The sequence below is a fragment of the Marinomonas sp. THO17 genome (assembly GCF_040436405.1).
In the GTDB taxonomy this organism is placed as follows: domain Bacteria; phylum Pseudomonadota; class Gammaproteobacteria; order Pseudomonadales; family Marinomonadaceae; genus Marinomonas.
In genome coordinates this window covers 1,039,210-1,051,194 of sequence record NZ_AP031575.1, presented here as the reverse complement: position 1 = coordinate 1,051,194, position 11,985 = coordinate 1,039,210, and the positions used below count along the sequence as shown (strand labels likewise).

Here is an 11,985-nt window from a genome sequence, read left to right as displayed (position 1 = left end):
AAAGGGGGAGGCAGAAAGGGTGATCAGAAGAGGGGCTGGAATCCCCCTTCTGATCGAGGGTGAAATTATTAAGCGATGGCCTGAACCACAAGGGTAGCAAGAATCAGCATAAAGGCCCCACCAATACGCGAAGAGATTTGAGCAAATGGCATCAATTCCATACGTTTGCTGGCTGCTAGTACTGCAACATCGCCCGTACCGCCCATGTTGGCCATACATAAACCACCGGTAATGGCGGCTTCTATTGGATAAAAGCCCATTAACCAACCGATTAGGCCTGCACCCAGAATAGCGCCCATGACGGTAATGAAGACCAAGAAGAAGTAGAGTGGTGATAAGGCATTCAAAATCTGGTTTAGATCCGTGTAAGCCACACCGATTCCTACCAATAGAGCAGGAGTTAAGTTACTTACAACGAATTTGTACCAAGTATGTGCTGCGTTTTCTAACGCTTTTGGCATGATGCCAGATACCTTTATCAAGGCAATCGATAAGATCATCAAGGCGTAGGTGTGCATGTTGATGAAACTAGAGAGTAGCGTACCAACAAAATACATGCTCACTGCCAACAAAGCGCCCACACCTAAAATGGTGACATTTAAGGAACTTGTTTCCGCGCTGTCTTCCGCGATGGCTTGTTGACCACGGATCAGTTGACCATTACCGGTTAGACTTGGTGCCATCTGCCCCAATTTGTTCAATAAACCTGCCATGACAATAGCAATGGCGTTACCAATCGCTAGTGCTGGTACCATTTGCGACATCAGGGTTTCTGCGTTCATGCCGGTTTTACCAGACATGATTTCTACCAAAGGTACGGCGCCCGCCCCCATGCCACCGCCCATGATTGGTAGCGCAATCAGCATGACAGAATCATAAAAATCTTTGCTAACTAACATGCCAACGACACCAGTAAGGGTACAGGCAACAAAAGCGGATCCTAAAATGACAGGAATGTATTTCAATGCCGCTTTTTTCAGTGTTTGTGTGTCCATGCCTAAGATAGAACCTGTGACTAAGCTGGCTACATAGAAGGCTAAGAAACCGCCGCTTTTCATAAAGGTAGTGATATTGTCATCCGCTTTGGCAGGGAAGAAGCCACTGTGAAAAAGATAAGCTGAGCCAAAAATCACCACAATCGCGCCACCACCAAAAAATTGATTGATAATAGGCGTTCGGTCACCGACAAAGTTGAGTATGGTGCCGACAACCACCATAATACCTATAGCCCCAATCATGCCTCCTGGCATTTTTCCTGCAAAAGTTGCCATAAAAATAACAATGGCGGCAATGGCTAGAATTGCTTTGCTGATACGTTGGTCACGTACCGTCATGGTTTCATTAATGATCATGTTTGACTCACTACTTTTTTGCTTGTTTTTTGAATGCATCGCAGTCTACCAAGCTTCTTTCGCAGCGGAAGTTCTTGAGACTTTAATGAAACTAAAGAAAGCTTTTGAAAGTTTTGTAATAGGTATGAAGTGCCTTCAAAGAGGAATCACTCGTTATAAAAGATAAGAGGAATCGTTCATGATAAGAGAAGTAACAGCCAATGATGTTGAGGCCATTCTCGCTATCTACAATCATTATATTAGTCATACCATAGTGAGCTTTGAAGAAGAGGTCATTAGTGCCAAGGACTTATTGCAAAGGGTGGAAGCGGTACATGCTACTGGCTTGCCTTGGCTGGTTTTCGAAGCTGAGGGCAAGATACTAGGTTATGCTTATGCAAGCCAATGGAAAGCGCGTTCAGCGTATCGGTTTGTGGTTGAGGCCAGTGTATATCTTCATCCTGAGCAGGGTGGAAAAGGGCTGGGTACCATCTTATATGAAGCATTATTTGAACGACTTAAAAAGCAGAATTTGCAAGCCGTGATTGGTTGTATTACTTTGCCAAATCCGGCCAGTGTTGCTCTGCATGAAAAGTTTGGCATGGAAAAGGTCGGACACTTTGCTAAAGTGGGAAGAAAATTTGATGCTTGGCATGATGTGGGTTACTGGCAAGTCATGCTGTAAAGTCAAATGAATAATGAATAATGAATAATGAATAATGAATAATGAATAATGAATAATGAGTGATGAAGTGAAAACGCATTTTACCTTACTGGCGCAATACAATCAGTGGATGAATGAGCAAATTTATTGTGCTGCTGCCGAGCTTGAAGAAGAGCAATTAGCTCTAGATAGAGGCGCTTTTTTCTCTTCTATATTAGGCACTTTGAATCACAACTTGGTGGGAGACATTATTTGGTTAAAGCGATTTGCTAATCACCCTGATGCTCAGTTGGCGTTACAAGCAATGCAAGCCTTTTCTCAGCCGACCAGCTTAGATGAACGGCTTTATTGGCACCTAGAGGGATGCCAGCAAGCGCGTCAAACACTGGATCAGCTCATCATTAATATGATTGCAGACTTATCGGATGAGTCATTGCGTCAGCCACTCACTTACCACAACACAAAAGGTCAACAAGCCTGCAAAGAATTTGGTTTATTGCTGCTGCATTTCTTTAATCATCAAACCCATCATCGTGGGCAGCTAACCACCTTATTTAGCCAAGCTGGCGTTGATACAGGCGTCACCGACTTGTTGGCATTAATTCCAAGTCAATAAATCAAACCAGCGAGATGTCTCACTGGCTTGATTGCTTTATTTACGCTTCCCACCCTTACCTTGTACGGCTTTAAAACGCGGATTGTCCTTGCAGATGACAAACACGCGCCCACGACGCTTTACCACTTGGCAATTTGGGTGGCGTTTTTTGGCACTTTTTAATGATGATAAAACCTGCATTTATCGACTTCCTTTTAGTTTGCGTTCACCAAAGCGACGTTTGAAATTATGGACGCGTCCTTCTAATTGAGCTGAACGCTGCTGACCTGTATAGAAAGGGTGAGATGCCGAAGACACATCAATGGTGTGATAAGGGTAAGTGTTACCGTCTTTCCATTGCTTGGTTTGACTGGTTTTAATAGTGGAACCAATTAAAAAATACGTATCAGCGCTAGTGTCATGGAAGATAACGGTTCGATATTCTGGGTGAATGTTAGCTCGCATAAGATCTCCTAATTTTGATTTATTGTTTTGTTATAACATAACAAATAATACATTAACAAGAACTATTTTCATTTGTAAGAAGTCAATGCCTGTTGATAATCCATTGTTTTTCTGTGCTTTTCATGGGCAGAAAAAAGATAAAATAGCGTCGATTTTAGATATTAGGGATGATTCATGGGGCAATCAGGACTGGATGAGTCAAAAGCAACTGTGCGTTAAGTCGACCAATTGCCTTCAGTAACCTTTGAACTAACGGGCTAAGAGGGCTCCGCCAAAAGCCACTAAAACCCCTCCTGATACTCGTTCAATCCATTTTTTTAAGATAACAGATGTGTTCTTTACCTGTTTAGCCGTTAACAAGAAAGCGACCAGTGCAAACCAAATAAAATGCACTAAAGCGATGTAAACACCGTACCCCAGTTCTACTATCAAAGGGGATTCTATGGAAATAACCTGACTGAACAAGGACACAATAAATAGCATGGTTTTTGGGTTCAAAGCGTTACAGGTAAAACCAGACCAAAAAGCTGGCTGATTATTCTTGATAAGACTTGTTTGAGAGCTTGAGTGATCAGCAGAATCAAGTCGAAATAAAACCCTCTTAATATCAGGCCAAAGTGCAGATAGTCCCAACCAAATAAGATAAGTCGCTCCCAACCAGCTTAGTAAATTTAAGACCCAAGCATTATTTGCCAAAACAATACCGAGTCCTAGCAGGGTATAAGTAATGTGGATACTAATGGCTGTTCCTATACCCAATGCGCACAATATGCCTGCTCTTCTCCCTTGCAAAAGTGCAATTTTTGAAATCATTGCGAAATCTGGTCCGGGACTGATAACAGCCAGTAGCGTAATAATGGCCACAGAATAGCATTCAAAGTGATTTACATAACCCATAGTCTTTACCTTATTTATGTGAATAATAGGATTATGAAATTTTTATATAGTCAATAAAATCGAAAAATAGTGGTGTTTATTGTGAGAAAAAATCACAAATATAAGCGGTTGCCACCATTAAATGCCTTGCTTGCCTTTGAAGCGGCTGCAAGGTGGCAGAGTTTTACCAAAGCGGCTGAGGAGTTGCACCTTACGCACGGCGCGATTAGTCGTGCTGTCGCTCAAGTTGAAGAGCGTATTGGGGTGTCATTGTTTCGACGGCAGAATCGTCGAGTCTATTTAACTTCCGCAGGTCGGCGTTTATTTAAAACAAGTCGTCAAACCTTAGATGCGTTAAGTGAAACGGTAGAAGACATTCATCGTCACGATATCGATTCGCCTTTTTTGGTGGTGTCTTGTGAACCAAGTCTCGCCATGCGTTGGTTGATGCCAAGACTTGGGCAATTTAAAGCCGTGTGTCCAGATTTACACATTGATTTGCGTATGTCAGGCGGGCCAATAGATTTACTAGAGGAAGGGTGTGACCTTGCTATTCGTCGCTTGGATTTTAGCGTTAAAACAGATTACCAAGTAACCGAATTGTGTGCTGAATTAGCTGGGCCAGTTTGCAGTGAGCCATATTGGTTAGAACACATTCAGCAAAACTTGAATCAAGCTATGTGGTTACATAGTCGAACCCGTCCGCAGGCATGGTATGAATGGCTTTCGACACAAGATGATCAAACCTGGTCTGCTCAAACAGAACAGTATTTTGACCATTTTTTCTTTGTTTTGCAGGCAGCACAAGATCATCTTGGTATGGCGATTGGTTCAACACCATTAATATCGGATGATCTGCAAACGAAACGCTTAATTGCACCTTTAGGGCTGCAAGAAACCGGGTACAAGTATGCTTTACTCACTTTGGATTCTCCTACCCATGATCATAGGATCAGACTTTTTACAGACTGGCTGGTGGAGACGATGGCAAGTGGCGTATAACGAATTAATAAGACACAACACAAAGGTTAACTATCAAAAATTCACCAAATCAATGGCAATTCTGTTTGTTAGGTAACAGCCGCAAAGAGCTAACGTGGTTATAATGACATGAACAAGCGTTTTAGAAGCTTAACTAATTGATACTCTAATGAATGTTACTGAGTTTGTGCAATGAGATTTCATTTTTCAACGGCGACAGAATGTCACTGTGCTCTCTAGATATCAGTGCCTGAGATAAGCTTGATGCCAATTTTAATCTATATGGCACCAAGCTATTTCTTGATTATTTATGAATAACGAGAGCTTCTTATGAATAATGAGAGCTTCGTATTTTACGATTCTAATATTACAGACATCAAAGCACAGCTCTCACTAAAACTGCCAAGCCAGTGTTAAGGTGCCAAACTTATTTAATTTTTCGGTTTGATAAGAGGAAACACTTTCATCTTCCGAAAAGGAAGTTTGATAAGCAAAGGTTAATGATGCACCGTTTCCCAATGAAGTGCTTAACCCAGCGACAAAAACATTGTAGCTGTGGTCATAGTCTATTGAGCGACTGTCGCGAAAGGTGTTGCCATCAGTAAAAATCTGATTAAAGACATAAGTACTAAATGCACCAGTGTAAATAAACCAGCTATTGTCCAAGGCGAGAGGATTGGAGGCGCGAGAGCTGGCCAATAAAACGGTCGCAAAAGAAGATTTAAGGTTTTTTCCTAAACGTATCATAGCACCTGCATTAACAGCGCTTTTAAGGGTACCAACGCCAAGTTGGCCACCCACTAAAAAATCAAAGTTATCATGAGGCGATGCGATTAATCTTGTGACGTGTCCACGGGAAAAGGCGAAGACCACTTCATCTTTTAATTGCGTGTCCCACCCCATTGGCTTTTTCGCGCCGATGAGTTTGTGAAAGTCCGTCTGGGTTTGTTTACCTTTAGCGCTGGGGCCAACCAGACCAAGCGTTGTACTGACCCAATCTGCATAATATTGGCCGATCTTAACATGAGCATTGGTGTATTGAAGGAGGCCCGAATAAGGCAAATCGTCTTCAGCAGGATTGGCTACAGTAATATCTTCTGCTGTGGTCAATACCTGCCCAAAACTATGAACATTCGCGTACTCTAACGCTGTACCACTGGGCATGGTCCACATTAATGGTCTTACCCAGAAGTTCTCTTTAACATTGTTGCCAATATGATAAACAGACACATAGATGCCGTTAGTATAGCCATTGTCATCGCCTACAAAAACGTCATTATCTAGGGTAAAAGAAGCCGCATTTACCGCAAATAATGGACCACTAAATATCAGGCTAATGCCGCATAAACTTTTTATTAGTATTTGTTTCACAATGAGAGGAACAGGGGAATAACTTTTAAACGTCATAGTTATCTCTGATAAATAGTTATCTCTGATAAATGGTGATTTTTCATGCTAGCACTTTCTTTAACCATTAAATACTACTGTTTTTCATAAATCGACAGATAGTATCTATAACTGAGTTGAATAACTAAATTTTCTTACATTGGCAGAGTAGAGATGATAGGACGTATTTTGCATCTAATGGGCCTGTCGTTATTCGTCATCGCTGGGACGCTTCCAAGCATAAAAGCGACTATCTTTGACTTTATCATCAGGTCAAATCCTATTAGAGCATTGATAGGCCAGTTATTTTGTACCACCCATGACAGTCATAAGGCTGTCTTTGTAAGGAGCTGATTTGATGCAGCATTATTCAGGCTTTGGGTTGCTAAAGCACAGTTTTACACATCATGAAAACTGGCAACGGGTGTGGCGTAATCCAACCCCGAAAAAGAAATACGATGTCATCATAGTGGGTGGTGGCGGTCACGGTTTGGCGACGGCCTATTACCTTGCTAAAGAGTTTGGTGTGACCAATGTTGCCGTGATTGAAAAAGGCTTTTTAGGCGGTGGTAACACAGCACGTAATACCACGATTGTTCGTTCAAATTATCTTTGGGACGAAGCGGCTCATTTGTATGAACACGCAATGCAATTATGGGAAGGTTTGTCGCAAGAGCTCAACTATAACGTCATGTTTTCACAGCGTGGTTGTTTGAATTTAGGTCATACTTTGCAAGACATGCGCGACATTGAGCGTCGTGTTAACGCGAACCGTCTAAATGGTATTGACGGTGAAGTATTGGATGCCAAACAAGTTCAAGAAATCGTTCCAGTATTAGATTGTTCTGAAAATGCGCGTTATCCCGTAATGGGCGCGTCATGGCAACCACGTGCAGGTGTGGCCCGTCACGATGCAGTGGCATGGGGTTATGCGCGCGGCGCGGACGCCCATGGTGTGGACTTGATTCAACAAACCGAAGTGGAAGACTTGATTGTGGAAGACGGCACTGTGGTGGGTGTGAAGACGGCTCGTTACGGTCAAATTCGCGCTGATCGCGTGGGTTGTGTGGTGGCGGGTAACTCCAGTGTGTTAGCAAACATGGCGGGTTTCAAATTACCGTTAGAGTCTCACCCCTTGCAGGCTTTGGTGTCTGAGCCCATTAAGCCAATTTTGGATACTGTGGTGATGTCAAACCATGTACACGGTTACGCCAGTCAATCTGATAAAGGTGACTTGGTCATCGGCGCGGGTATTGATGGTTATAACGGTTATGGTCAACGTGGTTCTTTCCCAACCATTGAACACACCATTCAAGCCATAGTGGAAATGTTCCCTGTGTTCAGTCGCGTGCGCATGAACCGTCAATGGGGTGGCATTGTGGACACTTGTCCAGATGCTTGTCCGATTATCAGTGAAACGCCAGTGAAAAATCTGTTCTTTAACTGTGGCTGGGGAACGGGCGGCTTTAAAGCGACACCCGGTTCAGGTCATGTGTTTGCGGCTTCGCTAGCGAAAGGGGAAATGCACGAGCTAGCGAAGCCTTTTTCTATGTTTCGTTTTCATAATGGCGCGCTGGTGGATGAACACGGTGCGGCCGGTGTGGCGCATTAATTGGGCTAAGACAGAGTTTGGAGAAAGAGTATGTTCCATATTTTTTGCCCACATTGTGGTGAATATCGTGAAGAAGAAGAATTTCACGCCAAAGGCGAAGCGCATATTGCTCGTCCATTAGATCCAGATGCTTGCAGCGATGAAGAGTGGGGTGAGTTTTTGTATTTCCGTAAAAACTCGCGTGGTATTCATCATGAGCTTTGGGTACATGCTGCAGGTTGTCGCAAGTTTTTTAATGTCACGCGCAACACGCAAACTTATGAAATTTTAGAAGTGTACAAGCTTGGCGAAACGCCATCGGTTGTGGCTGAGTAAAGGAGCCTGGTGATGTCTCAGAAAAATCGTCTTCAAGATGGCGGCCGCATTGATCGCAGCAAACCATTAACCTTCACATTTAATGGTGAATCTTACCAAGGTTATGCTGGCGATACCTTGGCGTCGGCATTAATTGCCAATGGCGTGGACGTCATTGGCCGCAGTTTTAAATACAGTCGTCCTCGTGGTTTTGTGGCGGCTGGGGCAGAAGAGCCTAATGCGGTAGTTCAGCTAGGGGCGACCGAAGCCACGCAAATTCCTAATGTGCGCGCTACTCAGCAATCCCTTTATCAAGGCTTAGTGGCGGCCTCAACTAATGGTTGGCCAAGTGTTGAGACGGATTTCATGGGCTTGGTGGGCAAAATCGGTGGGAAAATGATGCCGCCAGGGTTTTACTACAAAACCTTTATGTTCCCGCAATCCATGTGGCCAACGTATGAATCCTATATCCGTAAAGCCGCAGGTTTAGGACGTGCTTCGAAAGAAAAAGATCCTGATATCTACGATAAGATGAACCAACACGCAGATGTCTTGGTGGTAGGCGCAGGCCCTGCGGGTTTAATGGCGGCGTTAAGCGCAGCACGTGGTGGTGCGCGTGTCATCATTGCGGATGAGCAAAGCGAATTTGGCGGTAGCTTATTGAGCAGCAAAGAAACCATTGATGGTAAACCGGCAATGGATTGGGTCGCTGAGATTGTGGCAGACTTGAGTCAGTTTGACGATGTCATGATGTTGCCAAACTCACAGGTAAACGGTTACCACGATCACAACTTTTTGACCATTCAACAGCATTGCACAGATCAATTTGCCGATCGTGCGCCAAACGGTGCGGTGGCGCAGCGTTTGCATCGCGTGCGCGCTAAATGGGTGGTGTTGGCCACAGGCGCACACGAACGTCCGTTGGTGTTTGGTAATAACGATGTGCCAGGTTGTATGCAGGCCAGTGCGGTGTCAACTTACATCAATCGTTTTGGTGTGGTGCCGGGCAAAGAATTGGTGCTCATGACAGCAAACGACGGCGCTTACCAAACTGCCATAGATTGGCACGATGCAGGTCGTCAGGTGGTGGCCATTGTCGATGCCCGTAAAAACCCACAAGGCAGTTTGATTGATGCGGCCCGTGAACGTGGCATCAGCATCATGGTTGGCTCAGGTGTGATTGAAGTACAAGGTTCCAAGCGGGTCACAGGTGTATCCGTCGCGCCTTTGAATGAAGCAGGTGATGCAGTTACGGGCGCTATTGCTAAATTGAAAGCGGATACGGTTGCCAGCTCAGGAGGTTGGAGCCCAGTGATTCATTTGTCTTGTCATACGGGCGCGCGTCCTGTGTGGGACGACGAAGTGATCGGCTTCTTGCCAGGCGCAACGGTTCAAAAGCAACTCACAGCCGGTGCCATTAACGGTGCTTTCACCACGCAAGCGGCGTTATCGCAAGGTTTGCAAGCGGGGGAAGATGCCTTGGCGCACCTAGGGTTAGCAGCCACAGACATGAGTCTTCCAAAAGCAGAGGAAGGCATTCAGGGCAGAGCCATGGCTTTGTTCCACATTCCACACAGCAAGCCCACATCAAAGGCCCCTAAGCAGTTTGTCGATTACCAAAATGACGTTACAGCAGCCGGTATTGAATTGGCCTGTCGCGAAGGTTTTGAATCCATCGAACACGTAAAACGTTATACCGCCATGGGCTTTGGTACGGACCAAGGTAAGCTGGGTAACATTAACGGTATGGCGATTGCTGCCAAAGCCTTGCAACAAACCATTCCAGAGACGGGCACAACCATTTTCCGTCCTAACTATACACCGGTTACCTTTGGTGCCATTGCTGGTCGTGATTGTGGTGAACTGTTTGATCCTAAGCGTTTCACTGCGATGCATGCGTGGCATGTGGAGCATGGGGCTAAGTTTGAGGACGTGGGGCAATGGAAACGTCCTTGGTACTTCCCGAAAGGCAATGAAACTATGCAGCAAGCCTTGAATCGCGAGTGTTTGGCAACACGGGAATCCGTGGGCATTTTGGATGCTTCGACCCTGGGCAAAATCGATATTCAAGGTAAAGATGCCCGTGAATTCCTTGGTCGAGTGTACACCAATGCGTGGGCGAAATTGGCGGTCGGCAAATGTCGTTATGGCCTAATGTGTGGCGAAGACGGCATGGTGTTTGACGATGGGGTGACTTCCTGCCTAGGTGAAAATCATTTCCTTATGACCACCACCACAGGTGGCGCGGCTCATGTATTGGAATGGTTGGAGTTGTATCATCAAACCGAATGGCCAGAAATGGAAGTCTACTTCACCTCGGTAACCGATCATTGGTCCACCATGACCATTTCCGGCCCGAACAGTCGTAAGTTGTTGGAAAAACTCACGGATGACGATGTTTCCAAAGACAACTTTGCTTACATGGACTGGAAGCAGATGACTGTCGCTGGTGTGCCTGCTCGTGTGTTCCGTATCTCATTCACGGGTGAATTATCGTTCGAGATCAACGTGCAAGCCAACTTCGGTATGCATGTGTGGAAAGCCCTGTTTGAAGCGGGTGAAGAATTTAATCTGACCCCATATGGCACAGAAACCATGCACATTTTACGTGCTGAGAAAGGCTTTATCATTGCCGGTCAAGATACCGATGGTTCGGTGCATCCATTTGATTTGGGCATGCCGTGGGCGGTGGCCATGAAGAAACCTTTTAGCTTCATTGGTAAGCGTGGTATGCAGCGTGAAGATTGTGTTCGTGCCGATCGTAAACAGCTAGTGGGTTTAAAAACCCTTGATCCGACCATAGTACTGCCGGAAGGTGCGCAAGGTGTGTTTGATCCGCAAGCGCCGATTCCAATGCCAATGGTCGGGCATGTTACATCCAGTTACTGGAGTGCCTGTTTAGGTCGTTCGATTGCCATGGGTTTTGTCAAAGGTGGTCACGATAAAATCGGCGAAAAAGTCTTTTACCCATTGGCAGATGGCCGAGTGGTGGAAGCGGAAATTTGCCAACCTATATTCTTAGATCCAAAAGGGGAGCGCCAGCATGTCTGAGAGCAATCAAGAAACGCTTGAACAAGCGCCTATCAAGTTGGTGATGAACCAATTGCCCGCTGCCAATGTGCCATTTGAAAGCCCTTTGCATCATGTTGAATTGGCGAAAATTGCAGAGCATGGCGAATCCCAAGGTGGCGTGTTGTTTCGTGAATTATCATTAGGCTTGTTGACCTTACGTTGCCGCCCTGATGCAGCGCAAGCAGCCAGTATAGAAAGTATTTTAGGCCTGGCTTTGCCAACCGAACCACTCACTTCGGTCAGCTCTGGCGATGGTGAACTGACCCTGATGTGGATTTCCCCTGATGAGTGGCTATTACAAGTACCACAAGATAAAGCCTTTGAGTTGGAGACACGTTTTTTTGCTGAGGTCAGCGGCCATGTTTCGTTAGTGAATGTGAGCGGCGGCAATACGGTGTTCGAATTGTCTGGTAATGAGGTGGTGAATGTTCTGAAAAAGTCGACACCGATTGATTTCCATGACAGTGAGTTTCCCGTTGGCAAAGTAGTTTCGACTATTTTTGCGAAAAGTGGCGCGACCATTCGTCGTACTTCAGAGCAAAGCTATCAATTAATCGTAAGACGCAGCTTTGCCGATTACCTCTGGTTATGGCTGCAAGATGCCAGCAAAGAGTACGGCTTAACCGTCACTTGTTAAGGACTTTCCTTACCAGCTTTCAACCCCTTCAAGACACCTAAAGGTATTGTGATGGGCTTTTTGGACTATCCT

At 45.1% G+C, this 11,985-nt stretch carries 12 protein-coding genes; 7 read left to right on the top strand and 5 right to left on the bottom strand.

Going from position 1 to position 11,985, the window contains the following annotated elements:
• Positions 1–68: 68 nt before the first annotated feature.
• Positions 69–1,352: a 2-hydroxycarboxylate transporter family protein gene (locus ABXS85_RS04950; protein WP_353668927.1), complete on the bottom strand. Its 1,284-nt coding sequence runs from the start codon at positions 1,350–1,352 to the stop codon at positions 69–71.
• A 178-nt stretch (positions 1,353–1,530) separates the two neighbouring features.
• Here ABXS85_RS04950 and ABXS85_RS04945 point away from each other — a divergent pair, with 178 nt between their 5' ends.
• A complete protein-coding gene (locus ABXS85_RS04945) occupies positions 1,531–2,016 on the top strand; it encodes an arsinothricin resistance N-acetyltransferase ArsN1 family B (protein ID WP_353668926.1) in 486 nt (161 codons plus the stop codon).
• Between the two features lie 55 nt (positions 2,017–2,071).
• Positions 2,072–2,611 (top strand): DinB family protein, encoded by a 540-nt coding sequence (locus tag ABXS85_RS04940; protein ID WP_353668925.1) that lies wholly within the window; start codon positions 2,072–2,074, stop codon positions 2,609–2,611.
• 36 nt (positions 2,612–2,647) lie between these two features.
• Here the strand turns inward: ABXS85_RS04940 and ykgO are convergent, their stop codons facing one another.
• The 3 genes from ykgO to ABXS85_RS04925 form a co-directional block, all read right to left on the bottom strand.
• Positions 2,648–2,791: a type B 50S ribosomal protein L36 gene (gene ykgO / locus ABXS85_RS04935; protein ID WP_013795806.1), complete on the bottom strand. Its 144-nt coding sequence runs from the start codon at positions 2,789–2,791 to the stop codon at positions 2,648–2,650.
• A complete protein-coding gene (locus ABXS85_RS04930; RefSeq protein ID WP_353668924.1) occupies positions 2,792–3,055 on the bottom strand; it encodes a type B 50S ribosomal protein L31 in 264 nt (87 codons plus the stop codon).
• A gap of 249 nt (positions 3,056–3,304) precedes the next feature.
• A complete protein-coding gene (locus ABXS85_RS04925; protein WP_353668923.1) occupies positions 3,305–3,952 on the bottom strand; it encodes a LysE family translocator in 648 nt (215 codons plus the stop codon).
• A gap of 81 nt (positions 3,953–4,033) precedes the next feature.
• Between ABXS85_RS04925 and ABXS85_RS04920 the strand changes: the two genes are divergently transcribed.
• Positions 4,034–4,933, top strand: coding sequence for a LysR substrate-binding domain-containing protein (locus ABXS85_RS04920; protein WP_353668922.1), 900 nt, complete (start codon positions 4,034–4,036; stop codon positions 4,931–4,933).
• A gap of 372 nt (positions 4,934–5,305) precedes the next feature.
• Here ABXS85_RS04920 and ABXS85_RS04915 read toward each other — a convergent pair whose 3' ends face one another.
• Positions 5,306–6,319, bottom strand: a complete 1,014-nt coding sequence (locus tag ABXS85_RS04915; RefSeq protein WP_353668921.1) for a lipid A deacylase LpxR family protein — start codon at positions 6,317–6,319, stop codon at positions 5,306–5,308.
• Between the two features lie 337 nt (positions 6,320–6,656).
• On the opposite strand from ABXS85_RS04915, the gene ABXS85_RS04910 reads away from it, so the two are divergent.
• Genes ABXS85_RS04910 through ABXS85_RS04895 form a run of 4 tightly spaced genes read left to right on the top strand, consistent with a single transcriptional unit; the run spans position 6,657 to position 11,913 of the window.
• The gene (locus ABXS85_RS04910) at positions 6,657–7,910 is read left to right on the top strand and encodes a sarcosine oxidase subunit beta family protein (RefSeq protein ID WP_353668920.1); all 1,254 of its coding nucleotides are present in this window, start codon (positions 6,657–6,659) and stop codon (positions 7,908–7,910) included.
• A gap of 30 nt (positions 7,911–7,940) precedes the next feature.
• Entirely contained in the window at positions 7,941–8,225 is a 285-nt protein-coding gene (locus ABXS85_RS04905) for a sarcosine oxidase subunit delta (protein WP_353668919.1), read from the top strand.
• A 12-nt stretch (positions 8,226–8,237) separates the two neighbouring features.
• A complete protein-coding gene (locus ABXS85_RS04900; RefSeq protein WP_353668918.1) occupies positions 8,238–11,255 on the top strand; it encodes a sarcosine oxidase subunit alpha in 3,018 nt (1,005 codons plus the stop codon).
• Entirely contained in the window at positions 11,248–11,913 is a 666-nt protein-coding gene (locus tag ABXS85_RS04895) for a sarcosine oxidase subunit gamma family protein (protein ID WP_353668917.1), read from the top strand. Before ABXS85_RS04900 ends, ABXS85_RS04895 begins: the two co-directional genes overlap by 8 nt.
• The last annotated feature ends 72 nt before the right edge of the window (positions 11,914–11,985 follow it).

Excerpts from the sequence above, each read along its gene's own strand:
- ABXS85_RS04930 (WP_353668924.1), bottom strand. The coding sequence starts at position 3,055 with ATGCGAGCTAACATTCACCCAGAATATCGAACCGTTATCTTCCATGAC.
- ABXS85_RS04925 (WP_353668923.1), bottom strand. The coding sequence starts at position 3,952 with ATGGGTTATGTAAATCACTTTGAATGCTATTCTGTGGCCATTATTACG.
- ABXS85_RS04900 (WP_353668918.1), top strand. The coding sequence starts at position 8,238 with ATGTCTCAGAAAAATCGTCTTCAAGATGGCGGCCGCATTGATCGCAGC.
- ABXS85_RS04895 (WP_353668917.1), top strand. The coding sequence starts at position 11,248 with ATGTCTGAGAGCAATCAAGAAACGCTTGAACAAGCGCCTATCAAGTTG.
- ABXS85_RS04945 (WP_353668926.1), top strand. The coding sequence starts at position 1,531 with ATGATAAGAGAAGTAACAGCCAATGATGTTGAGGCCATTCTCGCTATC.
- ABXS85_RS04910 (WP_353668920.1), top strand. The coding sequence starts at position 6,657 with ATGCAGCATTATTCAGGCTTTGGGTTGCTAAAGCACAGTTTTACACAT.
- ABXS85_RS04915 (WP_353668921.1), bottom strand. The coding sequence starts at position 6,319 with ATGACGTTTAAAAGTTATTCCCCTGTTCCTCTCATTGTGAAACAAATA.
- ABXS85_RS04905 (WP_353668919.1), top strand. The coding sequence starts at position 7,941 with ATGTTCCATATTTTTTGCCCACATTGTGGTGAATATCGTGAAGAAGAA.
- ABXS85_RS04940 (WP_353668925.1), top strand. The coding sequence starts at position 2,072 with ATGAGTGATGAAGTGAAAACGCATTTTACCTTACTGGCGCAATACAAT.
- ABXS85_RS04950 (WP_353668927.1), bottom strand. The coding sequence starts at position 1,352 with ATGATCATTAATGAAACCATGACGGTACGTGACCAACGTATCAGCAAA.
- ykgO (WP_013795806.1), bottom strand. The coding sequence starts at position 2,791 with ATGCAGGTTTTATCATCATTAAAAAGTGCCAAAAAACGCCACCCAAAT.